Below are 24041 nucleotides of genomic sequence, written 5' to 3'. Positions count from 1 at the left end.
TACCACTTGTCGTAGAAGCCAACGCGGCGCCAGCGCCGCCCAGCGAGAGATGCCTGCCGCGATGACACACCCCAACCGCCCCCTGTCGCCGCACCTCCAGGTGTACCGCTGGCAGATCACCATGCTCATGTCGATCCTGCACCGCGCCACGGGCATCGCCCTGGTGGTCGGTGCGTTCGGGCTGGCCTGGTGGCTGCTCGCGGTCGCCGCCGGTGGTGAAGCCTATGCCTCCGCGGCCGCCTGCCTGGCCTCGCCCCTGGGCAAGCTGGCGCTGTTCGGCTTCTCGCTGGCGCTGGTCTACCACCTGCTCAACGGCGTCCGCCACCTGCTCTGGGATGCCGGCTGGGGCTTCGAACTGCCCGAGGTCTACCGCTCCGGCTACCTGGTCTTCGGCCTGACCGTGGTGCTGACCGCGCTGATCTGGTTCTTCGCGATGGGAGGTGCGGCATGACCGACGTCCAGTCCAAGGCCATCCCGGACTACCGCACGCCGCTCAAGCGCGCGCGCCGCCTGGGTTCGGCGAAGTCCGGCACCGGCCATTTCTGGTGGCAGCGCGCCACCGCCGTGGTGCTGGCGCTGCTGGTGCCGTGGCTGGTCGGGACCCTGGTGTCCTTCGTCGGCGCCGACCTGGGCCAGGTGCACGAGGTCTTCTCGCGCCCGTACAACGCGATCCTGATGGCGCTGTTCGTGGCCGCGCTGTTCTGGCACGCCAAGCTCGGCATCCAGGTGGTGATCGAGGACTACGTCCACAACCGCGCCGCCGAGCTGGCCCTGCTGCTGCTCAACATCCTCCTTTGCAGCCTCGGCGCGCTGGCGTCGCTGTACGCGATCGCCCGCATCGCGCTGCTCGCCTGACGCGGACGACGACATGACCAACGCCTACAAGATCACCGAACACAAGTACGACATGATCGTGGTCGGCGCCGGCGGCGCCGGCCTCCGCGCCACCTTCGGCCTGGCGCAGAAGGGCCTGCGCACCGCCTGCATCACCAAGGTCTTCCCGACCCGCTCGCACACGGTGGCGGCGCAGGGCGGCATCTCCGCCGCGCTCGGCAACATGGGCGAGGACGACTGGCGCTTCCACTTCTACGACACCATCAAGGGCTCCGACTGGCTGGGCGACCAGGACGCCATCCAGTACATGTGCCGCGAGGCCATCCCGGCGATCATCGAGCTCGAGCACCAGGGCGTGCCGTTCTCGCGCACCGAGGAAGGCAAGATCTACCAGCGCCCCTTCGGCGGCATGACCACGCACTACGGCAAGGGCATCGCCCAGCGCACCTGCGCCGCGGCCGACCGCACCGGCCACGCCATGCTGCACACGCTGTACCAGCAGTCGCTGGCGCACCAGGCGGAGTTCTTCATCGAGTACTTCGCGCTCGACCTGATCATGGACGAGGAGGGCGTCTGCCGCGGCGTGCTCGCCATCGACATGGCCGAGGGCACGCTGCACCTGTTCCGCGCCCAGGGCACGGTGCTGGCGACCGGCGGCTACGGCCGCGCCTACTTCAGCGCGACCTCCGCGCACACCTGCACCGGCGACGGCGGCGGCATGGCGCTGCGCGCCGGCCTGGGCCTGCAGGACATGGAGTTCGTGCAGTTCCACCCGACCGGCATCTACGGCGCCGGCTGCCTGATCACCGAGGGCGTGCGAGGCGAAGGCGGCATCCTGCGCAACAGCAACGGCGAGCGCTTCATGGAGCGCTATGCGCCCAACGCCAAGGACCTCGCCAGCCGCGACGTCGTCAGCCGCTCGATGACCATCGAGATCCGCGAAGGCCGCGGCGTCGGCGAGCACAAGGACCACATCCACCTCGACCTGACCCACCTCGACCCGAAGGACATCCACGAGAAGCTGCCCGGCATCGCCGAGAGCGCGCGGATCTTCGCCGGCGTCGACGTCGAGAAGCAGCCGATCCCGGTCATCCCCACCGTCCACTACAACATGGGCGGCATCCCGACCAACTACCACGGCGAAGTGGTGCAGCTGAAGGACGGCAATCCCGATGCGGTCGTGCCGGGCCTGTACGCCATCGGCGAGGCGGCCTGCGTGTCGGTGCACGGCGCCAACCGCCTGGGCTCGAACTCGCTCCTCGACCTGGTGGTGTTCGGCCGCGCGGTCGCCAACCGCTGCGCCGAGACCATCAGGCCGGGCGCGCCGCACAAGCGCCTGGCGGGCGATGCCTGCGACAAGGCGCTGGCCAACCTCGACCGCCTGCGCAACGCCAACGGCGGCACGCCGACGGCGGTGATCCGCGACAACATGCAGCGCACCATGCAGGCCGACGCCGCGGTGTTCCGCACCGGCGAGACCCTGGCCGAGGGCGTGGCGAAGATCCGCGAGATCCACGCCTCGTTCGCCGACGTCAAGGTCAGCGACCGCTCGCTGGTCTGGAACTCGGACCTGATCGAGACCATGGAGCTGCAGAACCTGCTCGGCCTGTCGCTGGCGACCATCGTGTCGGCGGAGAACCGCAAGGAGTCGCGCGGCGCCCATGCCCGCGAGGACTTCCCGGACCGCAACGACGCCGAGTGGCAGAAACACACGCTGACCTGGGTCGACGATGCCGGCAACACCCGCATCGACTACCGCCCGGTGCACATGTACACGCTCGACGACGAGGTCGAAGTCGTCCCGCCCGTTGCGCGCGTCTACTAGGATCGATAAGCAGATGGCCGAATTCTCCCTTCCCAGGAACTCCAAGGTCCACAAGGGCAAGCACTTCGCCGCGCCGGCGGGGTCCACGCGCGTGCGCCAGTTCAAGGTCTACCGCTGGAGCCCCGACGACACCGAGAACCCGCGCACCGACACCTACGAGGTCGACCTCGACAAGTGCGGCCCGATGGTTCTCGACGCGCTGATCAAGATCAAGAACGAGATCGACCCCACGCTGACCTTCCGCCGGTCCTGCCGCGAAGGCATCTGCGGTTCGTGCGCGATGAACATCGACGGCACCAACACGCTGGCCTGCACCAAGGCGATCGACGACTGCAGCAAGGGCAAGGGCGAGGTGCCGATCTACCCGCTGCCGCACATGGAGGTGGTCAAGGACCTGGTCCCGGACCTGACCCATTTCTATGCGCAGTACGCCTCGATCCAGCCCTGGATCCGCACCCAGAGCTCGCCGCCGCCGGACCGCGAGCGGCTGCAGTCGAAGGCCGACCGCGCCAAGCTCGACGGCCTCTACGAGTGCATCCTCTGCGCCTGCTGCAGCACCTCGTGCCCCAGCTACTGGTGGAACGGCGACCGCTACCTCGGCCCGGCGATCCTGCTCCAGGCCTACCGCTGGATTGTCGATTCCCGCGACGAGGACACCGGCAAGCGCCTGGACGACCTCGAGGATCCGTTCAAGCTCTACCGCTGCCACACCATCATGAACTGCACCCGGACCTGCCCGAAGGGGCTGAACCCCGCCAAGGCGATCGGCTCGATCAAGCAGCTGATGCTGGAGCGCCAGGTCTGATCCACGACGCGCCGGCCACCGCCGGCGCGATCGTTCCGGGCACGCGATGACCATGCACGACGACGAGGCCGAGCTCCGCCGCCTGCGCTGGCGCTGCCGCCGCGGCATGCGCGAGCTCGACCGGCTGCTCGAGCGCTGGCTGGAGCAGGGCTGGCGGGATTCCCCGACGCACGAGCGCGAAACCTTCCTGCGGCTGCTCGACAGCGAGGACGATAGGCTGTGGAAATGGTTCCTCGGCCACGAACGTCCGGATGACGCCGCACTCGAAGCCCTCGTCCGCAGGATCGCCGCCCTGCCGCATTGACTGGCGGCCCTCGCGCTGGCTGCTGGCCGCGCTGCTGGTGCTGGCCGTGCTGGCCCCGCTCGCGGTGCTGGCCAGCGAACTCGCGCGCCCGGCGTCCTGGCTGCTCGCGGCCGCGGCCCTGATGCACGGCCTGCACCTGGCCTGGCGCGAATGGCGGCGTCCCGCCACCAGCGTGCTCTTCACCGCGGACGGCCGCGTGCTGGTCGGGGACGTCGAGGCCGCCGATGTCCGGCTGCAGTGGCGCGGGCCGCTGGCCTTCATGGCCTGGCGCGACCCGGCCGGCCGCCGCATGCGCCTGGCGTGGTGGCCCGACACCCTGCCGTCGCGCTGGCGCCGTGAACTCCGACTGGCCGCCGATCGGGCCTGCACTGCGCGCAGACGGCCATCGGTGGCACCATAGCGGCCTTCGAGCCGGCGAGACCCGATGTTCAAACCACTGCCTGTCGCCATCGGCCTGCGCTACCTGCGCGCCAAGCGCCGCAACGGCTTCATCTCCTTCATCTCCCTGGCCTCGATCCTCGGCATCGCCATCGGCGTGACCGCGCTGATCACCACGCTCGCGGTCATGAGCGGCTTCCAGCGCGAGATCCGCGACCGCATGCTGCAGATGACGCAGCACGCGACGGTCAGCGCCCACGGCGAGCCGATGGCCAACTGGCGCGAGGCCGTGGACGCCGGCAACGCCGACCCGCGCGTGGCCGCCGCCGCGCCCTACATCTCCACCGAGGCCCTGCTGTCGGGCAAGCGCCGCGAGCCGGCGATGCTGCGCGGCGTGCGCCCGGACGACGAGGCCAGGGTGTCGATCCTCGGCGAACGCATGGTCGAGGGCAGCCTCGAGACGCTGACGCCGCGCAGCTACAACATCGTGCTCGGCCGCGAACTCGCGCTGTGGCTCGGCGTGCGCCTGGGCGACAGCGTGGTCGCCACCACCGACTTCCAGGCCACGCCGATGGGCGCGGTGCCGCAGCTCAAGCGCTTCACCGTCAGCGGCATCTTCGAGGCCGGCTACCAGGACTTCGACCGCGGCCTGGCCGTGGTCAACATCGAGGACCTGCAGCGCCTGCTGCGCATGGGCGACGGCGTCACCGGCGTGCGCCTGCAGATGCACGACATGGACCAGGCCTACGCGGTCGCGCGCGACCTCGCGCTGAAGCTGGAAGGCCCCTACATGGTCAGCGACTGGACCATGGAGAACGCGCACCTGTTCCGCGCGCTGAAGCTCGAGAAGACCATGATCGCGATCCTGCTGTCGCTGATCATCGCGATGGGCGCGTTCAACCTGGTGTCCTCGCAGGTGATGCTGGTCACCGACAAGCAATCCGACATCGCGATCCTGCGCACGCTCGGTCTCACCCCGCGCGGCGTGATGCAGGTGTTCATGGTGCAGGGCACCCTGATCGGCGTGCTGGGCACGGTGCTGGGCGTGGTCGGCGGCGTGCTGCTGACGCTCAACCTCGAACACATCCTGCGCCTGATCGAGAAGGTCACCGGCGCCGAGCTGATGCCGGCCGACGTCTACTACATCACCGGGCTGCCGACCGACCTCAGCCCCCGGGACATCACCATCGTCGCGATCGTGGCGCTGGCCATGGCCTTCCTGGCCACCATCTACCCGGCCCGGCGCGCGGCGCGCACGGCGCCGGCGGAGGCGCTGCGCTATGAGTAGGACGGCCCTGGGATCCGCCGCGGACGCCGGCGTGGACGCGGCCCGTCCGGCCGACGAGGTGGTCGGCGCGCACGCCCTCGGCAAGACCTACGCCGAAGGCCGCATGCACACGCCGGTGTTCGACGGCCTGGACCTGACGGTCGCCGCGGGCGAGACCGTGGCCATCCTCGGCGCGTCGGGCGCGGGCAAGAGCACCCTGCTGCACCTGCTCGGCGGACTCGACACGCCGACCGCGGGCGAGGTCTACGTCGCCGGCCAGCGCATGAGCGCGCTCTCCGACGCCGACCGCGGCCGCCTGCGCAACCGCGCGCTCGGCTTCGTCTACCAGTTCCACCACCTGCTGCCCGAGTTCACCGCGCTGGAGAACGTGATGCTGCCGGTGCTGCTGTCGGGAGCGGGCGTGCCCGATGCCGCGACGCGGGCGCGCGCGCTGCTCGAAGGCGTCGGCCTGGGCCATCGCCTCGAGCACAAGCCGGGCGAACTCTCCGGCGGCGAGCGCCAGCGTGCCGCGGTCGCGCGCGCCCTGGTGAACCGTCCCGCCTGCGTCCTCGGCGACGAGCCCACCGGCAACCTCGACGAGAAGACCGCCGCGACCGTGTTCGAGCTGATGCTCGAGCTCAACCGCGCCGAGCGCACCAGCCTGGTCCTGGTCACTCACGACCGCAGCCTGGCCCGCCGCCTCGACCGCGTCCTCGAACTGCACGAAGGCCGCCTGCGCGAGATCGCCCCCGCAGACGCGTAGTCCGACCGCCGCCGCACCACCCTCGACCGACCCCACGCCACGCCCCCGGCCGCCGAACCCTCTCGGCGCCCAACTCTCCGCGCCCGACCTTTCACCGCCACGCCCTCCGCCGCTCCTCCTCCCTGTAGGAGCAGCTACAGCTGCGACCCTCTCGGCGAGGGCGCACCCCGCCGGCCGGCGGCGGATCCCTACGCACCACCGCGGCGTCCGCCGCTGCCGGCGGGTCCGGCGGTCCGGCAAGCTGCCGGGCATGTTCCCGTGCAGCTTCCATGCGGTCCGCGAAGGTCGTGCTCCGGGGCGCGGCTGGTTCGGCATTGGGGCACGGGGGCTGTCGTGGTCGCAGCGGTAGCTGCTCCGACAGGGACGGACCCGGGCCAGATCCCCGCCCAGGTCCCGGCCCAGGTCCCGCTCCCGCTCCCGGTGGCGGCGTTCGGGGCCGGGGCCGCGGGCGCGCTGGTGCTGGGGGCGCTGGGGTGCCTGGCGCTGCCGGCGCTGCCGCACGTGGCCGTGCTCCTGGTGCTGCTGGCCGCGGGATGTGCGGGCTGGTGGCGCATGCCCGGGCGTTGGCGCTGGGGCGGGGCGGCGGTGGCGGGCTTCGCCCTCTGCGGCCTGCACGCGCTGGCCTCGCTGGGCGGCCAGCTGCCGGCGCAGCACGAGCGCGGCGACTTCACCGTCGAGGGCCGCATCGTCGGCCTGCCCGAGGCCGAGGCGCGCCGCACCCGCTTCCAGCTCCGCGTCCACGACGATCCCGCCCTCCCGCGCGCCCTCCGCGGCGCGAAGCTGCGCCTGACCTGGTACGACAACGAATGGTCCGACGAGCCCTCGCGCCGCCATGAACTGCGGCCCGGCGCCGAGTGGCGGCTGCAGCTGCGCCTGCGCGCGCCGCGCGGCCTGCGCAATCCCGGTGGCTTCGATGCCGAGCGCCACGCGCTCGCCGCGCGCATCGCGGCCAGCGGTTACGTGCGCGAACAGGCGACGGCGCTGCAGCTGTCGCCGCCGCGTGGCCTCGATGCGTGGCGCGACCGCGTCGCCATGCGCATCGCCACGGTGGTGCCGGGCGGGGCGTCGCGCTACGTGCGCGCGCTCGCGCTCGGCGACACCCGTGCCCTGGACGACGACGACTGGCATCTGCTGCGCGCGACCGGGCTCACCCACCTGATTGCTATCTCAGGCTTCCACGTCGGCCTGGTCGCCGGTGCGTTCGCGCTGCTGGGCGGGGCGCTGTGGCGGCTGTTCCCCGCGCTCGGCCATGCCATGCCGCGCCCGCAGGCCGCGGCCCTGGCGGCGCTGGCCGGTGCGGTCGCCTACGCGGGCGTCGCCGGATTCGCCCTGCCCACCGTGCGCACGGTGCTGATGATCGCGGTGGCGGTCGCGGCGCGGCTCGGACGGCGGCCGCTGCGCCTGTCGGGATCGCTGGCGCTGGCCGCGATCGTCATCGTCCTGGTTGATCCACTGGCGCTGCTGTCCGCCGGCTTCTGGCTCAGCTTCGGCGGCGTGGCCTGGCTGCTGTGGTGCCTGCCCGACGCGGGGCGCAGGCCGCTGCGCGACTTCCTTTCGGCGCAGTGGGTGGCCACGCTGGGGCTGCTGCCGCTGACCGCGATCCTGTTCGGCCAGGCCTCGCTGGCCGGTCCGCTCGCGAACCTGGTCGCGGTTCCGTGGTGGAGCCTGGTGGTGGTGCCGCTGTCGCTGCTGGGCACCGCGCTCGACGCGCTGCACGCGGGCTGGGGCACCGGCGCCTGGCGCCTGGCCGCGGCCGCGTTCGAGCTGTCCTGGCCGCTGTTCGAGCGCCTGGGCCGCAGCCCGTTCGCCCTGTGGTGGCTGCCCGAACCGGCCTGGTTCGCGCTGCCGCTGGCGCTGGGCGGCGCGTTCTGGCTGCTGCTGCCGCGCGGTGTTCCCGGCCGTCCGCTGGCCCTGCTGCTCTGGCTGCCGCTGCTCTGGCCCGACCGCGACCTGCCGCGCCACGGCGAAGTCGAGCTGGTGATGTTCGACGTGGGGCAGGGGACGTCGCTGCTGCTGCGCACCGCCGGCCACGCCACGCTCTACGACATGGGGCCGGCCGTGCGCGACGGCTGGGACGCCGGCGAGCGCGCCGTGGTCCCGGCGCTGCAGGCGCTGGGCGTGCGCCGCATCGACACCATGGTGGCCAGCCACGCCGACGCCGACCATGCCGGCGGCCTCGACGCGGTGCGCCGCCGCTTTCCCGGTGCGCCGCTGTTCGCGCCGGCCGGCGCCGGCATCGAGGGCGCCGCCGACTGCCTCGCCGGCAGCGGGTGGCAGCGCGATGGCGTCCGCTTCCGATTCCTGCACCCGCCGCTGCACTTCCCCTACCTGCGCAACGAGGCCAGCTGCGTCCTGCGCATCGAGACCGCCCACGGCGCGATCCTGCTGCCGGGCGACATCGGCGAGGCGGTGGAGGAGCGGCTCGCCGGCCGCGTCCCGGGCGATCTTCCGGCGGACGTGGTGGCGGTCCCGCACCACGGTTCACGGCACTCGTCGAGCGCCGGCTTCGTGTCCGCGACCCGGGCGCGGCTGGCGCTGGTGTCGGCGGGGCATGCCAACCGATTCGGGCATCCCGACGCCGGCGCGGTGGCGCGGTGGACCGGCGCCGGTGCCCGCGTGCTCGGCACGCCGGAGGGCGGCGCGCTGCGGGTGCGGCTGGGGGCGGATGGGCTGGAGGTCGAGGCGGAGCGTCGGCGCAGGCGCCGGCCGTGGGATGCGGTGGCTCGCGAGGGCGGATCGCGGGCGGCGTCGCTGGCGGTATCCTATGCGCCCTTGTTTCCCCCGCGGGCCCCCCGGCCCCAGGAGTCGATACGTGCTGGAACTGGTCAAGGCAGGCGGGTGGCCGATGCTGCCCCTGCTGCTGCTGTCGGCGGTGGCGCTGGCGATCATCGTCGAACGGTTCTGGACGCTCCGCCGTAGCCAGGTGCTGCCTCCCGGCCTCGGCCGCGAGGTGCGCGACTGGGTCGGCCGCGGCGGCCAGCTCGACCCGGCGCACATCGAATCCCTGCGCGGCAACTCGCCGCTGGGCACGCTGCTGGCCAGCGTGCTCGACATGCGCCACCACCCGCGCGAGGAGATGCGCGAGCGCGTCGAGGACGTCGGCCGCCACCTCGCGCACCGCATGGAGCGCTATCTCAACGCGCTCGGCACGATCGCCGGCATCGGCCCGCTGCTGGGGCTGTTCGGCACCGTGGTCGGCATGATCCAGATGTTCCTCGGGATCATGGACGTCGGCGTGGGCGACGTGAACGAGCTTGCCGGCGGCATCGGCAAGGCCCTGGTCTGCGCCGCCGCGGGCATGGTGGTGGCGGTGCCGGCACTGATGTTCCATCGCTACTTCCGCGGCCGCATCGACGGCTACATCGTCGAGATGGAGCACGAGGCGATCGCGCTGATGGACGCGCTGGATCCGCGCAACCGCCGTTCCGCGGCCACGGCCGCCGCCGGCGCCCCGGTGCAGGGCGGCGCGAACGCCGCGCCCGCCGGCCACGGCGCCGCACGCCCCGCCGAGGCCTGAGCCGCGCATGCGCATCCGCGACCGCCGCGCCGAGGACATCCCCGAGATCAACCTCGTGCCGCTGATCGACGTGATCCTGGTGCTGATCATCTTCTTCGTGGTCACCACCACCTTCGACACGCGTTCGATGCTGAAGCTCGAGCTGCCGCGCGCCGACGCCCGCCCGGTCGACAGCGAGCAGCCCGCGCTGAGCGTGCTGGTCAATGCCGAAGGCCGCTATTTCATCGATGACCGCGAGGCGCTGCGCACCGACGTCGAGTCGATCAAGGCCACCATCCTGGAAGTCGCCGGCGAGGACCGCGAGCGCCCGGTGCTGCTGCGCGCCGATGCCCGCACCCCGCACCAGGCCGTGGTGACCGCCATGGATGCGCTCGGCCAGCTCGGCTTCCGCCGCGTCTCGATCGCCACCGCGCCCGAGGCCGGCGCCGCGGCGGTGCAGGGCGCCGCGCAGTGAGCAGCGCGGGCGAGCGCACGCCGCCGCAGCGTCCCGCCACGGGGCCCGCCGCCGGTCCGGCCGGGACGACGGCCGACGCCAGCGCTGGCCCGGCCGGCGCCGCCCCGCCCGCGGCCGAAGCGTCGCCGCCCTCCGCCTGGCAGACCTACCGCCGCCTCCTCGGCCACACCGTCAACTACCGCGCCCTGCTGGTCGTGGCGATGATCGGCATGGTGGTCGAGGCCGCCGCCGGCGCGGCCTTCGTCTGGCTGATGGAGCCGCTCACCAACGAGGGCTTCGTCGATCCGCAGCCGCGCATGGCGCTGATCCTGCCGGCCGCGATCATCGGCCTGTTCCTGCTCCGCGGCGCCGCCACCTTCTGCACCGACTACGGCATCGCGCGCGTGGGCCGCAGCGTGGTGCGCGACCTGCGCGAACTGGTGCTCTGCAAGTACCTGCGCCTGCCCAGCAGCCGCTTCGACACCGAAGCCGTGCCGCAGATGGTCAGCCGGCTGAACTTCGACACCGAGCAGGTCACCCAGGCCAGCGCCGACGCGCTGAAGATGATCATCGCCGACGGCCTGACCATCCTGTTCCTGTTCGGCCTGATGCTGTGGACCAGCGTCAAGGTCACGCTGGCGATGATCCTGATCGCGCCGCTGATCGGCGTCGTGGTCTGGTACGTGGGCGGCCGCTACCGGCGCATCAGCCGCGGCATCCAGACCGGCATGGGCGACCTGGCGCACAGCGCCGAGCAGTCGCTGGCCGCGCAGCAGGACGTCAAGGTGCACGGCGCGCAGGGCTTCGAGCAGTCGCGCTATTCCGCGCTGGCCAACCGCGTGCTGGGCCTGAACATGAAGGTCGAGGCCACGCGCGCGACCTCGTCCGCGCTGGTGCAGATCCTGGCCGCGACCGCGCTGGCGGCGATCGTCTGGGTCGCGATCCACGAGTCGCTGGCCGGGCGCCTGAATCCCGGCGAGTTCATCAAGCTGATGACCGCGATGATGGGCATCATCCCGTCGCTGCGCCGGATCACCAACGTGCAGAGCGTGCTTGGCCGCGGCGTGGCCGCCGCCGAGCGCCTGTTCGCGATCCTCGACGACGAGGAGGAGGACGACCGCGGCCGCAATCGCGTCGAGCGCGCGCGTGGCGAGCTGGTGTTCGACGACGTCGGCCTGCGCTACGCCCGCGGCGACGGCAGCGCGCTGGATGGAGTGAGCTTCCGCGCCGCGCCCGGCACGGTGACCGCCATCGTCGGCCGCTCGGGCAGCGGCAAGACCAGCCTGGTGCGCCTGGTGCCGCGCTTCTACGAGCCGACCTCGGGCCGCATCACCCTCGACGGCGTGCCGCTGGCCGACTACCCGCTGGCCGACCTGCGCCGGCAGATCGCGCTCGTGGGGCAGCGCGTGGCGCTGTTCGACGACACCGTGGCCGCGAACATCGCCTACGGCATCGAGGCGCCGCGCGAGTCCATCCGCGCCGCTGCCGAAGCCGCCAACGCCTGGGAGTTCATCGAACGCCTGCCGCAGGGCCTGGATACGCCGATCGGCGAGAACGGCTCGCTGCTCTCGGGCGGCCAGCGCCAGCGCCTGGCGATCGCGCGCGCGATCCTGCGCGACGCGCCGATCCTGATCCTCGACGAGGCCACCGCCGCGCTCGACACCGAGTCCGAGCGCCTGGTGCAGGACGCGCTGCAGCGGCTGATGCCCGACCGCACCACGCTGGTCGTCGCGCACCGGCTGTCGACCATCGAGCACGCCGACCAGGTGCTGGTGTTCGACCAGGGCCGGATGGTGGAGCAAGGCACGCATGCCGAACTGCTCGCGCGCGGCGGCCTGTACGCGCACCTGCACGCGATGCAGTTCCGCGAGGGCGGAGCGCCATGACGCCACAGCGGCTGCCGAAGCCCTCAAGCGCGGGCGCCGCACTGTGAGTCGCCAGGCGCCGAAGTGGTGGTACCAGCCCGGCGCGCGGGTGCCGCTGTGGGCGGCCGCGGTCGCGCCGCTGTACGCCTCGGCGGTCGCGCTGCGCCGGCGCCTGTACCGCATCGGCCTGCTGCGCCGGCAGTCGCTGAAGGTGCCGGTGCTGGTGGTCGGCAACCTGGTGGCCGGCGGCAGCGGCAAGACGCCGCTGACCATCGCCATCGTCGAGCGCCTGCGCGCCGAAGGCTGGACGCCCGGCGTCGCCAGCCGCGGCTACGGCCGCGCCGACGCCTCGAAGGCGCTGTGGGTGGAGCCCGGCACGCCTCCGGCGCAGGCCGGCGACGAACCGGTGCTGATCGCACGCCAGTCGGAGGCCCGCGTGCGCGTCGACCGCGACCGCGTCGCCGCCGCGCGCGCGCTGGCCAGGGCCGGCTGCGACGTCGTGGTCTGCGACGACGGCCTGCAGCACTACGCGCTGGCGCGCGACATCGAGATCGAAGTCATCGACGGCCGCCGCCGCCACGGCAACGGCCGTCCGATCCCCGCCGGCCCGATGCGCGAACCGGCCGCGCGCGGCGAAGGCTGCGACTTCCGCGTGCTCAACGTCGGCAACGACCCCGACCTCGCCGCCGGCTTCGGCGAATGGCCGATGTGGCTGGCGCCCGGCGATGCCGTGCCCCTGGTCGGCGGCCGCCACCTGCCGCTGTCGGCCTTCGCCGGCCGCCGCGTGCACGCCGTGGCCGGCATCGGCGACCCCGAGCGCTTCTTCGGGATGCTGCGCGCGCTGGACATCGCGGTGGTGCCGCACGCGTTCCCGGACCACCACGCCTACGTCGCCGACGACCTGCGCTTCGGCAGCGACCTGCCGGTGCTGATGACCGCCAAGGACGCGGTGAAGTGCGCCGCCTTCGTTACCGACCGGCACTACGCCGTGCCGGTGCAGGCCGAGCTGCCCGAAGCCTTCTGGGTCGCCCTGCTCGCCAGGCTTCCACGCCCGGCCACGCCCCTGTAGCCGCTCCTGCACGAGCGCGGGCACAATCCCGGGATGAGCCATCCCTTCGTCGTCGCCATTCCCGCGCGCCATGCCGCTTCGCGCCTGCCCGGCAAGCCGCTGCGCCTGCTCGCCGGCGAGCCGCTCGTCCTCCACGTCGCCCGCCGCGCGCTCGCCGCCGGCGCCGACGCGGTCTGGGTCGCTGCCGACGACGCGCGCATCGCCGACGCCCTGGCCGGCAGCGGCGTCCGCATCGCCATGACCTCGCCCGACCACGCCTCGGGCAGCGACCGTCTCGCCGAATGCGCCGCCATCGCCGGCTGGCCGGACGACACCGTGGTCGTGAACCTGCAGGGCGACGAGCCCTTCGCGCCGGCCGCCGGCATCCGCGCCGTGGCCGCGGCCCTGGTCGAGTCCGGCGCCGACATGGCGACCCTGGCCACGCCGGTCGAGGACGCCGCCACGCTCGCCGACCCCAACGCGGTGAAGCTGGTGCGGGCCGCCAGCGGCGACGCCCTGTACTTCAGCCGTGCGCCGGTCCCGTGGCCGCGCGACGCCTGGTCCACCGCCGAAGGCCGTGCCCGGCTGCCGGACGGCCACCAGTGGCTGCGCCACATCGGCATCTACGCCTACCGCGCCGGCTTCCTGAAGCGCTTCGCCGCGCTGCCACCGACGCCGCTGGAGCGCACCGAGTCGCTGGAGCAGCTGCGCGCGCTCGAGCACGGCTACCGCATCGCCGTGGCGCTGTCGCCGGAGCCGTTCCCGCCCGGCGTCGATACGCCCGCCGACCTGGAACGCGCGGAGCGGCGCATGGCCGCGCCCGGCGCGCGGGGACAGGCATAATCGGGAGCATGGATGCTGCCGCGCTTGCCCCGGAATTCCCACCCGGCCTGGAATGGTTGAACACCACCGCGCCGCTGCGCATGTCGCAGCTGCTTGGCCGGGTGACCGCGTTCGCCTTCGTCAACGCGGGCTCGGCCTGGTGCAACCAGACCCTGGTCGACCTCGACCACCTGCGCAACCGCCATCCCGACCGGCTGAACGTGGTCGCGGTGAACGTGCCGCGCTTCGACCACGAGCGCGAGCCGCGGCGCGCGGGCAAGCGCCTGGCGCGCCACCGCTTCGACTTCCCGATCGCCCATGACGCCGACTGGGTGCTGTGGCAGCACTACGGGATCGAGGCCTGGCCGACCGTGGTCCTGGTCGACGCCGAGGGCCACGTGCGCGAGCGCTTCGTCGGCGACGGCCAGCTGCGCGCGATCGACGCCGCGGTCAGCCGGATCCAGGCCGAGGGCACGCCGCGCTCGCTCAACGCCGAGCGCATCGAGATGCGCCGCGGCGGCGAGCCGATGCTGCCGCTGCGCTTCCCCACCGGACTGGCGCTGTCGGGCGGCTACCTCTACGTCGCCGACAGCGGCCACCACCGCGTGCTGGAGTGCGACCTCAGCGGACGCGTGCTGCGCCAGTTCGGCAGCGGCGGCTCCGGTTTCATCGACGGCCCGGCGGAGCTGGCGGCGTTCAACCGCCCGCAGGGCCTGTCGATCGAGCGCGACACCCTCTACATCGCCGACGCGGGCAACCACGCCGTGCGCCGCATCCAGCTGCGCAGCGGCGACATCGACACCGTGGTCGGCGCCGGCCGCCCGGGCACGCCCGCCGAGGGCCCGGTGACCGACCCGCGCATGGTCGCGCTCGACCAGCCCCGCGCGGTGGCGGCGTCGCTGGCCACGGGCAGCCTGTACATCGCCACCGCCGGCGACAACCGCGTCTGGCGCTTCGACCTCGGCGCGCCGGGGATCTCGCTGGTCGCGGGCTCGGGCGAGCTCGCGGTGGTCGACGGCACCGGCGCCGCGGCGGCCTTCGCCGAGCCGGTCTCGCTGGCACCGGTGCAGCAGGTGGTCTACGTCTGCGACGCCGCGGGGTCGGCCATCCGCTCGGCCAACGCGCGCAGCGGCCAGGTCGCGACCCTCGTGGGCGCCGACGCCTGGAGCCACGGCAATGCCGATGGCGTCCGCAGGGAGGCGCGCCTGCAGCAGCCGCAGGCCATCGCCCTCGATCCGGGCTCGCCGGTGCTGTGGGTCGCCGACAGCGGCAACGACTGCCTGCGCGCCCTGCGCCTGGGCGGCGGCGAGCTCAGCACCGTGCAGCTGCCGCAGCGCCTGCATGGGCCCTGTGGCCTCGCGGCCGCGGACGGCGCGGTCTGGATCGCCGACACCGATGCCCATGCGGTGCTGCGCTACGACACCCGGGACGGCAGCCTGAAGCACGTTCCGATCGGCGAATGACCGGCGCGGGCGGCCCCGCCGGGCCCACCGGGCCCACCGCTCCGGCCCCGCCTGCCTTCGACGGCAAGGCCTTCGTGCGCGGCCTGAGCACCGCGCCCGGCGTGTACCGCATGTACGGCGCCGACGACGGCGTGCTCTACGTCGGCAAGGCCGGCGCGCTGAAGAAGCGCGTCGCCAGCTACTTCAACGCCAGCCCCAAGAACGCGCGCACCGCGGCGATGCTGTCGCAGGTCGCGCGCATGGAGGTCACGGTCACCCGCACCGAGGCCGAGGCGCTGCTGCTCGAGAACCAGCTGATCAAGTCGCTGAAGCCGCGCTACAACGTGCTGCTGCGCGACGACAAGAGCTACCCCTACCTGCTGCTGACGCGCGAGGACTGGCCGCGCGTGGCCCTGCACCGCGGCCCGCAGTCGGTGCCGGGGCGCTACTACGGCCCGTACCCGGGCGTGCTCGCCGTGCGCGACACCCTCAACCTGCTGCACAAGCTGTTCAAGCTGCGCAGCTGCGAGGACAGCGTCTTCAGGAACCGCACGCGGCCCTGCCTGCAGTACCAGATCGGCCGCTGCAGCGCGCCCTGCGTCGGCCTGGTCGACGCCGACGACTATGCCGCCGCGGTGCGCCGCGTGCGCCTGTTCCTCGAAGGCCACAGCGACGACCTGCTGACCGAACTCGGCGCCGCGATGGAGGCCGCCGCCACCCGCCTCGACTTCGAGGAGGCCGCGCGCCTGCGCGACATCCTGGCCAGCCTGCGCAGCATGCAGGCCCGCCAGTACGTCGATGGCCGCGCCGCCGACCTCGACGTCCTCGCGATCGCCACCCAGGGGCCGCACGCCTGCGTGCTGCTGCTGGCCTTCCGCGACGGCCGCAACTTCGGCACGCGCGCCTTCTTCCCGAAGACCAACGGCGAAGAGGATCCGGCCGAGGTGCTGGAGGCCTTCGTCGCCCAGTACTACACCGCGCACTCGCCGCCGCGCGAGATCGTGCTCGACCGCGCGATCGCCGACGTGGCCGTGCTGGAGGAGGCTTTCGCGCTCAACGCCGGCCACAGGGTCGTGGTCAAGACCAGCGTGCGCGGCGAGCGCGCCGGCTACCTCGACCTCGCGCGCCGCAACGCCGAAAGCTCGCTGGCCGCGCAGCTCGGCAGCCAGGCGGCGCAGGCCGCGCGTGCGGAATCGCTGCGCGAACTGCTGGGCCTGCCCGAGCCGGCGAAGCGCATCGAGTGCTTCGACATCAGCCACACCATGGGCGAGGCCACCGTCGCCTCGCAGGTGGTGTTCGACGCCGAAGGCCCGGTGCGCGGCCAGTACCGCCGCTACAACATCGCCGGCATCGAACCCGGCGACGACTACGCCGCCATGCACCAGGCGCTGACGCGCCGCTTCAAGCGCGCCGCCGGCAATCCCGACGCCGTGCTGCCGGACCTGCTGCTGATCGACGGCGGGGCAGGGCAGGTGGCCCAGGCCAACGCGGTGCTGGCCGAGCTCGGCATCGACGGGGGGATCACGATCGTCGGCGTGGCCAAGGGCGAGGCGCGCAAGCCCGGCGACGAAACCCTGCTGCTGCCCGACGGGCGCGAACTGAAGCCCGGCGCCGCCTCGCCGGGCCTGCAGCTGGTGCAGCAGGTGCGCGACGAGGCGCACCGCTTCGCGATCACCGGCCACCGCGGCCGCAGGCAGAAGGCGCGCAGCACCAGCCGGCTGGAGGACATCCCCGGCATCGGCCCCCGGCGGCGCGCGGCGCTGCTCAAGCATTTCGGCGGACTGGGCGGCCTGCGCGCCGCCGGCGTCGAGGAGATCGCCCGCGTGGAGGGCGTCAACCTCGCCCTCGCCGGACGGATTTACGCCACACTGCACGGGTTGGACGCCCCCGGAACCGCATGAAACTGACGCTCCCCACCTGGCTGACCCTGCTGCGCATCGTCCTGATCCCGGTGCTGGTGCTCACGTTCTACCTGCCCTGGCAGTGGAGCAACTTCGCGTCCGCCGGCGTGTTCGCGCTGGCCGCCGTCACCGACTGGCTCGACGGCTGGATCGCGCGCCGCTACGGCATGAGCTCGGCCTTCGGCGCCTTCCTCGATCCGGTGGCCGACAAGCTGATGGTGGCCACCGCGCTGTTCCTGATCGTGCAGGGGCACCCCACGCCGTGGATGGCCTTCTGGGCGGCGGTGATCGTGGGCCGCGAGATCGCCGTGTCCGCGCTGCGCGAATGGATGGCCGAGCTCGGCCAGCGCGCCACGGTGAAGGTGGCCGCGATCGGCAAGTTCAAGACCGTGGTGCAGATGGTGGCCCTGCTGTGCCTGCTCTACGCCGTGACCCCGGACAAGAACCCGCCCCGGCCCGAGCCGTGGCTCGGTGAGCCGATCTTCCACGTCGGCGACTGGATGCTGGCCGTGGCTGCGCTGCTGACGCTCTGGTCGGCGTTCCTCTACCTGCGCGCCGCCTGGCCCGCACTGAAGGCCGGCGAGCGCCACTGACCAGGAACAAAACCTGTTGCCGCCTGCGCGCGGGCGATGCATAATTTCCCCGTGCCCGACGCCGGCCTCCGGCGACAGACCACGGTAACAAAGTGTTGACAGACACCCAGTTAACCGTACAATGGCGGGCTCAACGCGGGAATAGCTCAGTTGGTAGAGCACGACCTTGCCAAGGTCGGGGTCGCGAGTTCGAGTCTCGTTTCCCGCTCCAGATTTTGACAAGGCCCCGGAAACGGGGTCTTGTCGTATCAGCCCATCGGCCTGATGGCAGAGTGGTCATGCAGAGGACTGCAAATCCTCGTACGCCGGTTCGATTCCGACTCAGGCCTCCAGACGAAAGCCGCCCCTCCGGGGGCGGCTTTTTTCGTTGCGTGCTGGCTGTTGCGGGAGCCGGCACCCCCGCACACAGACGGGCGCATCACTGCCTCTGCACGGCTGACGGCGCGGCGCCTCAGCCGCCTGCGTCGACGTGGTAGCGGTTGCGTCCGGCGCGCTTGGCCACGTACAGCGCGGCGTCGGCGCGGGCCATCAGGCTCGCGGATTCGACCGGCCGGCGCGCGCAGGCGATGCCGATGCTGGTGCCGACCACCAGCGTGGTGCCCTCGGCCTCGATCGGCACCTGCGTCGCCTCCAGCACCTTGCGCGCCACCGTTTCCGCGCCAGCGGGGCCCGGATCCTCCAGCATCAGGACGAACTCGTCGCCGCCCGGGCGCGCCACCAGGTCGGTCACGCGCACGCTCTCGCGCAGGCGGCGCGCGAGCTCGCGCAGCAGGGCATCGCCGGCCGCGTGGCCGAGGCTGTCGTTGACCTGCTTGAAATGATCGACGTCCAGGTACAGCAGCGCCACCGGCGGGCCGCCGCGTCCCAGCCGCGCCAGCGCCTGCGCCAGGCGTTCGTCCAGCTGGCGGCGGTTGGCCAGGCCGGTCAGCGGATCGGTGCGCGACATGCGCTCGAGTTCGCGGCGGCTTTCGGCCAGCGCCTCCTCGGCCTCCTTGCGGCGGGTGATGTCGCGCACGCTCAGCATCACGTCCAGCGCGTTGGCGTCGTCGTCCGCCGGCAGGCAGCGCGCCACCGCCTCCACCCAGACGTAGTGGCCGTCGCGGTGGCGCAGCCGGTAGACGTCGGTGCGCGGATGGCCGGTGTCCAGCACCTCGGCCATGGCCTGCTGCTGCCGCGGGCGGTCGTCGGGATGCATCAGGTCCCAGCGCGAGCCGAGCATCTGCGCGGGCTGCCAGCCCAGCAGTTCGGCCACCGACGGCGAGACGTACAGCCGCTCGCCGTCGGCGCGGATGCGGGCGATGACGTCGTGGGAGTGGTCGGCCAGCATCCGGTAGCGGCGCTCGCTGTCGGCCAGGTGCCGGGTCAGCCGGTTGCGCTCGGCGGTGGCCAGGCACATCGGGATGGTCATCAGGCAGCCGCCGGCCAGGAAGATCTGCAGCAGCGCGATCCGCCCGTGGTCGTCCAGTCCCTCCTGCAGCCACAGCGGGCCGTGGCCCAGGTGGGTGGCGATGCCGCCGACCAGCCCCAGCACGATCACGCCCAGGGCCACGCCGGCGAAATCATGGCGTGTGGCCACCAGCAGCAGCGGTGGGTAGGCGAGGAAGAGCAGCGGCAACGAGGTCAGGAACACGGTCACCGCCACCGCCACCAGCAGCGCCATGGTGGCGACCAGGCTGCCCCGGCGCCCCTTCTCCAGGAACAGTCCGAGGCCGCCGCGCTGCATCACCAGGGTCGTGGTGGCCACGATCACCATGCCCACCACATGGGCGGCGTACCAGCCCAGTAGCGCCATCCGGAAATCCTGCCCGTGCAGCAGGTGCGCCACCGCCGCGGCGGCGGTGCCGGACACCGCGCAGGCCAGCAGGGTGGCCGCGGTGGCCAGGCCGCCCATCGCCATCCAGTCCTTCGGCGCGCGTACGTCGGGGACGTGGCGTCGGACGATGCCCGCAAGCAGCAGCGCTTCCGTGGCGTTGCAGGACGCGATCACCAGGGCATAGCCCGGCGCGTCCCCCACCAGCAGGCGCGCGCCCGCGTCGGCCGCCAGCGTCGCCGCCACGTAGCCAGGCCAGCGGCGCGTGGGCCGCGACAGCAGCCAGCCGGCGAGCAGGCCGCTGCCGATCCAGATGCCCGACAGCTCGCCCGGCCCGCGCGCCAGGGTGAGCGACAGCCACGCGCTGCCCGCGACCAGGATGGCCAGCAGGGGCGCATCGGCCCAGCAGCGACGTGGAGGCGTGGGGGGGCGGGGCATGGGACTCTCGGGACGCGGGCCGGCACTCTATCGGCAATGCCGTGAATGCCAGGGTGGGACAAGCAAGGAGCGCGCCAGAACCTGCCGGAACCGCTCGTCGACATGGTGCCGCGACTTCAAGCTGGTAGAGTCCGCACCTCTCCGGGCTGACATGGAAGCGCCCCGTGTACGACCTCCACTGCCACCTGCTGCCGGCCATCGACGACGGCGCCACCGACCTGGCGATGTCGCTGGAGATGGCGCGCATGGCCGTGGCCGACGGCATCACCGTCACCGCCTGCACCCCGCACATCTATCCCGGCCTGTACGAGAACACCGGTCCGGGCATCCGCGCCGCCATCGCCGCGCTGCAGGCCGAACTCGACGGTGAAGGCATCGCGCTGAAGCTGGTGGAGGGCGCCGACGTGCACCTCGACCAGCACCTCGTGGCGGGCATCCGCGACGGCCGCGTGCCCACGCTCGCCGGATCGCGCTACCTGCTGTTCGAGCCGCCGCACCACGTCGCCCCGCCGCGCCTGGAAGAGACGCTGTTCGAGCTGCTCGCGGCCGGATATGTGCCGGTGATCACACATCCCGAGCGACTCACCTGGGTCGAGCAGCATTACGAGACCTTCGTCGCGCTTTCGCAGCGCGGCTGCTGGATCCAGGTCACCGCCGGCGCGCTGACCGGCCGCTACGGGCGCCGGGCGAAGCACTGGGGCGAGAAATTCGTGGGCGAGGGCCACTGCCACATCCTGGCCACCGACGCCCATCATCCCGAGCGCCGTCCGCCGTTCCTGGCCGAAGCGCGCGAGGCCGCGGCCGCCCTCGTGGGCGCCGAAGAAGCTGATCACATGGTGAAGACGCGGCCTGCCGGCATCGTGGCCAATGCCGCACCGGATACACTGCCCCCCCTGGGCGCGCCGGTTCCGCGCGCCCGCCATCGCGGCCTGCTGGCCCGATTCCTGCGTTCCGCCTGAAGTCCAGCCGCTCCACCGAGGTCCCCCGATGAAACAAGTCAGCCGACTCCTGATCGCGGCCGTGTTCGCTTTGCTGCTTGCGGCCTGTGCCTCGTCGGGCAACCGCAGCGCGGCCCACGGCATCACGCTGCCGCCCCCGGACACCACCGCGGCCTCGGGCGCCTACGAGGGCGCCACCGACTACCGCGTCGGCTCGCAGGACCTGCTCGAGATCAGCGTCTTCGGTGTGTCGGAGCTCACCCACCAGGCGCGCGTCAACTCCAACGGCATGATCAACCTGCCGCTGATCGGCGGCGTCATGGCCGGAGGCCGGACCGTGCCCGAGCTCGAGAAGGAGCTGGGCGAGAAGTACGCCGACGGCTACCTGCAGAACCCGCAGGTCACCGTGTTCGTCAAGGAATACACCAGCCAGCGCGTGACGCTGGAAGGTGCGCTGGAGAAGCCCGGCATCTACCCGCTCACCGGCAAGACCTCGCTGCTGCAGGCGGTGGCGATGGCCGGCGGTACGGACGAATTCGCCGATCTCGAAGGCGTGGTGCTGTTCCGCCACATTGACGGCAAGCGGATGGCCGCCGCCTACGACCTGACCAAGGTACGCCGCGGCGAACTGGAGGATCCGCAGGTCTACGGCGACGACATCATCGTGATCGAGCGTTCGGGCAGCAAGTCCGCGTTCCGCGAGTTCATCCGCTCCGTGCCCGCGCTGGGCCTGTTCCTGGCCCTCTGAGCCACACCGTTACGGACGACGCAAACCGATGCAAGACGACAATCTTCCCGCGCGCCCCGAGGGCGATCCCCAGGACCGGCTGCCGGTCCAGCGTCCCGGGCAGCTCGCCGTCGGCGGTGGCCAGCGCGGGATCTCCCTCGACGTGTTCGAGGACAAGCGCGGCGGCGACGAGGACGAGATCGACCTGCTCGCGTACTGGCGCATCCTGGTCAAGCGCAAGTGGCTGGTGCTGGGCGTGCTCGGCACCGTGGTCGCGCTGGCGCTGATCGCCACGCTGATGATGCCGCCGGTGTATCGCGCCACCGCCACGCTGCAGATCGATCGCGAGTCGGTGCAGATCCTGCAGGTGGAAGGCGTGGGCAATGCCGAAGCCGCGGCCCCGGACTTCCTGACCACCCAGTACGAGCTGCTCAAGAGCCGCGCGCTGGCCGAGCGCGTCGCCAACGAGCTGGCGATCGACGCCGCCACCGTCGAGCGCCTGGACTCCACCACCTGGTGGCAGCGCGCCACCGGCGCGCTGCGGCCGCAACCGGCCAACGCCGCCGACGCCGGAGAGGCGGAAAGCGAGGCCGATGCCATGGCCGACCTTGGCCAAGCCGTCGGCATCGTGCGCAGCGGCCTGACCGTGGAGCCGGTGCGCAATTCGCGCCTGGTGCGGATCCATTTCGACTCCACCCTGCCGGCGTTCTCGGCGCGCGTGGTCAACGCGGTGGCCGACGGCTTCATCGCCCATGCGATCGAGCGCAAGTTCGACGCCTCGTCCTACGCCAGCAAGTACATCGAGGAGCAGCTGGCGCTGGCCAAGGGCCGCCTCGAGGAATCCGAGCGCGCCCTGGTCGCCTTCGCCACCAAGGAGAACATCGTCACCAGCGGCGAGGGCAGCCAGAGCCTGGAAAGCCAGAACCTCGGCGCGCTCAACGCCTCGCTGGCCGCGGCGCAGGACGAGCGCATCCGAGCCCAGGCGGCATGGAGCCAGGTTTCCGGCGGCGGCCAGCTGCCGGCGGGCGCGATCAGCAACTCGATCCTCAACTCGCTTCAGCAGCAGCGCGCGACCCTCAACGCCGAGTACCAGCAGCAGCTCAAGACCTACAAGCCCGAGTATCCGAGCATGCTCGCGCTGAAGGGCCAGATCGACGAGGTCGACCGCCAGATTGCGCAGGAGCGCAACGCCGTGCGCGCCTCGATCAAGGCCGAGTACGACGCCGCGCAGGCGCGCGAGAACATGCTGGTGGCGCAGATCGACGCGCTCCGCGGCCGCACCCTCGACGTCGACAACCGATCGATCGACTACAACATCCTGCGCCGCGAGGTCGACACCAACCGACAGCTCTACGACAGCCTGCTGCAGCGCTACAAGGAGGTCGGCGTGGCGGCGGGCGCCGGCGTCGGCACCAACAACATCTCGATCGTCGACCGCGCCATGGTCCCGACCGGGCGCTTCAAGCCCAACCTTCCGCTCAACCTTGCCATCGGCCTGATGCTGGGCCTGATGCTGGGCGTGCTGGTGGCCTTCGTGCTCGAGTTCCTCGACGACACCCTGAAGGGGCCGGAGGACATCGAGCAGCACCTGCGCATGGCCGTGCTGGGCATCATCCCGCACCTGAAGAAGCAGAGCGTGGCCGATGCCATGGGCGACCCGCGCTCGGCCTTCGCCGAGGCCTACCGCTCGGTGCGCACCGCGCTGCAGTTCTCCACCGATCACGGCGTGCCCAAGGTGCTGCTGGTCACCAGCGCCAGCGCCTCGGAGGGCAAGTCCACCACCGCGACCACGCTGGCGCGCAACTTCGCGCAGCTGGGCAAGCGCGTGCTGCTGATCGAGGCCGACCTGCGCAACCCGTCGCTGCACCGCGTGATGGGCGTGCGCTCGGAGACCGGCCTGTCCAGCCTGCTGGCCGGCGCCGCCAGCGCCAGCCAGGTGATCATGGACACCGACGACGAGCGCCTGAAAGTGGTGCTGGCCGGCCCGCTGCCGCCCAATCCGGCCGAGCTGCTGTCGGGCAGCCGCCTGCTGTCGATGCTGACCGTGGCCGCCGAGAAGTACGACCAGGTGATCATCGACGGCCCGCCGGTGCTGGGCATCGCCGACGCGCCGATCCTGTCGAACGTGGCCGGTGGCACGCTGATGGTGGTGCAGGCCGGCGAAACGCGAATCAAGACCGCGCAGGCCGCGCTCAAGCGCCTGGCCGCCGCGCGCGCCCACGTGCTGGGCGCGATCCTGACCCACTACGACGCCAAGGTCGCCGGCTACGGCTACGACTATTCCTCGTACTACTCCTACGGCACCCAGCCAAGGCTGGCCGGGAAGTAAGG

21 protein-coding genes and 2 tRNA genes are annotated in these 24041 nt (G+C 72.2%); 22 read left to right on the top strand and 1 reads right to left on the bottom strand.

Annotated features, from left to right (window positions below; translation table 11 throughout):
- The first annotated feature begins 61 nt into the window (after positions 1-61).
- The 19 genes from sdhC to H9645_RS09880 all read left to right on the top strand — a co-directional run bounded on the left by sdhC (position 62) and on the right by H9645_RS09880 (position 18129).
- Positions 62-451 carry a succinate dehydrogenase, cytochrome b556 subunit gene (gene sdhC / locus H9645_RS09970; protein WP_191729554.1) on the top strand — a complete coding sequence of 130 codons (390 nt, stop codon included), beginning with the start codon at positions 62-64 and terminating at the stop codon, positions 449-451.
- Positions 448-855: a succinate dehydrogenase, hydrophobic membrane anchor protein gene (sdhD, locus tag H9645_RS09965; RefSeq protein WP_225218169.1), complete on the top strand. Its 408-nt coding sequence runs from the start codon at positions 448-450 to the stop codon at positions 853-855. Before sdhC ends, sdhD begins: the two co-directional genes overlap by 4 nt.
- Positions 856-868: 13 nt before the next feature.
- Positions 869-2659, top strand: coding sequence for a succinate dehydrogenase flavoprotein subunit (gene sdhA, locus H9645_RS09960; RefSeq protein ID WP_191729553.1), 1791 nt, complete (start codon positions 869-871; stop codon positions 2657-2659).
- A 13-nt stretch (positions 2660-2672) separates the two neighbouring features.
- Positions 2673-3464: a succinate dehydrogenase iron-sulfur subunit gene (locus tag H9645_RS09955; RefSeq protein WP_191729552.1), complete on the top strand. Its 792-nt coding sequence runs from the start codon at positions 2673-2675 to the stop codon at positions 3462-3464.
- A gap of 46 nt (positions 3465-3510) precedes the next feature.
- Positions 3511-3768, top strand: a complete 258-nt coding sequence (locus tag H9645_RS09950; protein WP_225218168.1) for an FAD assembly factor SdhE — start codon at positions 3511-3513, stop codon at positions 3766-3768.
- Complete coding sequence (locus H9645_RS09945) at positions 3716-4168, top strand: hypothetical protein (protein ID WP_191729551.1); 453 nt, start codon at positions 3716-3718, stop codon at positions 4166-4168. Before H9645_RS09950 ends, H9645_RS09945 begins: the two co-directional genes overlap by 53 nt.
- A 24-nt stretch (positions 4169-4192) precedes the next feature.
- Positions 4193-5434, top strand: coding sequence for a lipoprotein-releasing ABC transporter permease subunit (locus H9645_RS09940; RefSeq protein WP_191729550.1), 1242 nt, complete (start codon positions 4193-4195; stop codon positions 5432-5434).
- Positions 5427-6176: a lipoprotein-releasing ABC transporter ATP-binding protein LolD gene (lolD, locus tag H9645_RS09935; protein ID WP_191729549.1), complete on the top strand. Its 750-nt coding sequence runs from the start codon at positions 5427-5429 to the stop codon at positions 6174-6176. The genes H9645_RS09940 and lolD overlap by 8 nt, the downstream gene beginning before the upstream one ends.
- Before the next feature lie 333 nt (positions 6177-6509).
- Entirely contained in the window at positions 6510-9095 is a 2586-nt protein-coding gene (locus tag H9645_RS09930; protein ID WP_191729548.1) for a DNA internalization-related competence protein ComEC/Rec2, read from the top strand.
- Positions 8989-9693 carry a MotA/TolQ/ExbB proton channel family protein gene (locus H9645_RS09925; protein ID WP_191729547.1) on the top strand — a complete coding sequence of 235 codons (705 nt, stop codon included), beginning with the start codon at positions 8989-8991 and terminating at the stop codon, positions 9691-9693. Before H9645_RS09930 ends, H9645_RS09925 begins: the two co-directional genes overlap by 107 nt.
- Before the next feature lie 7 nt (positions 9694-9700).
- On the top strand, positions 9701-10147 hold the full coding sequence (locus H9645_RS09920) for an ExbD/TolR family protein (protein WP_191729546.1): 447 nt from the start codon (positions 9701-9703) through the stop codon (positions 10145-10147).
- A 200-nt stretch (positions 10148-10347) separates the two neighbouring features.
- Positions 10348-12012, top strand: a complete 1665-nt coding sequence (gene msbA, locus H9645_RS09915; protein WP_425490238.1) for a lipid A export permease/ATP-binding protein MsbA — start codon at positions 10348-10350, stop codon at positions 12010-12012.
- A 43-nt stretch (positions 12013-12055) separates the two neighbouring features.
- Positions 12056-13060 (top strand): tetraacyldisaccharide 4'-kinase, encoded by a 1005-nt coding sequence (lpxK, locus tag H9645_RS09910; protein WP_318240531.1) that lies wholly within the window; start codon positions 12056-12058, stop codon positions 13058-13060.
- Positions 13061-13093: 33 nt separating this feature from the next.
- On the top strand, positions 13094-13882 hold the full coding sequence (kdsB, locus tag H9645_RS09905; protein WP_191729543.1) for a 3-deoxy-manno-octulosonate cytidylyltransferase: 789 nt from the start codon (positions 13094-13096) through the stop codon (positions 13880-13882).
- 8 nt (positions 13883-13890) lie between these two features.
- Positions 13891-15324, top strand: coding sequence for a redoxin family protein (locus H9645_RS09900; protein ID WP_191729542.1), 1434 nt, complete (start codon positions 13891-13893; stop codon positions 15322-15324).
- The gene (uvrC, locus tag H9645_RS09895; RefSeq protein ID WP_191729541.1) at positions 15321-17204 is read left to right on the top strand and encodes an excinuclease ABC subunit UvrC; all 1884 of its coding nucleotides are present in this window, start codon (positions 15321-15323) and stop codon (positions 17202-17204) included. Before H9645_RS09900 ends, uvrC begins: the two co-directional genes overlap by 4 nt.
- On the top strand, positions 17201-17797 hold the full coding sequence (pgsA, locus tag H9645_RS09890; RefSeq protein WP_191729540.1) for a CDP-diacylglycerol--glycerol-3-phosphate 3-phosphatidyltransferase: 597 nt from the start codon (positions 17201-17203) through the stop codon (positions 17795-17797). Before uvrC ends, pgsA begins: the two co-directional genes overlap by 4 nt.
- Before the next feature lie 135 nt (positions 17798-17932).
- Positions 17933-18008, top strand: a tRNA-Gly gene (locus tag H9645_RS09885).
- 47 nt (positions 18009-18055) lie between these two features.
- Positions 18056-18129: transfer RNA gene (locus H9645_RS09880), tRNA-Cys, on the top strand.
- A 119-nt stretch (positions 18130-18248) separates the two neighbouring features.
- Here the strand turns inward: H9645_RS09880 and H9645_RS09875 are convergent.
- Positions 18249-20045 (bottom strand): sensor domain-containing diguanylate cyclase, encoded by a 1797-nt coding sequence (locus H9645_RS09875; protein ID WP_191729539.1) that lies wholly within the window; start codon positions 20043-20045, stop codon positions 18249-18251.
- Positions 20046-20209: 164 nt separating this feature from the next.
- Here H9645_RS09875 and H9645_RS09870 point away from each other — a divergent pair, with 164 nt between their 5' ends.
- From H9645_RS09870 to H9645_RS09860, 3 genes are read left to right on the top strand one after another with little or no spacing between them, the layout of a single operon-like run.
- Complete coding sequence (locus H9645_RS09870) at positions 20210-21004, top strand: tyrosine-protein phosphatase (protein ID WP_191729538.1); 795 nt, start codon at positions 20210-20212, stop codon at positions 21002-21004.
- 28 nt (positions 21005-21032) lie between these two features.
- Positions 21033-21731, top strand: coding sequence for a polysaccharide biosynthesis/export family protein (locus H9645_RS09865; protein ID WP_191729537.1), 699 nt, complete (start codon positions 21033-21035; stop codon positions 21729-21731).
- Positions 21732-21759: 28 nt separating this feature from the next.
- Positions 21760-24039 carry a GumC family protein gene (locus H9645_RS09860; RefSeq protein WP_191729536.1) on the top strand — a complete coding sequence of 760 codons (2280 nt, stop codon included), beginning with the start codon at positions 21760-21762 and terminating at the stop codon, positions 24037-24039.
- Positions 24040-24041 lie beyond the last annotated feature (2 nt).

The sequence above is a fragment of the Luteimonas colneyensis genome, from assembly GCF_014836665.1.
In the GTDB taxonomy this organism is placed as follows: domain Bacteria; phylum Pseudomonadota; class Gammaproteobacteria; order Xanthomonadales; family Xanthomonadaceae; genus Luteimonas; species Luteimonas colneyensis.
The sequence above is the reverse complement of the archived record's forward strand: the minus strand, read 5'-3'. Positions and strand labels throughout refer to the sequence as shown.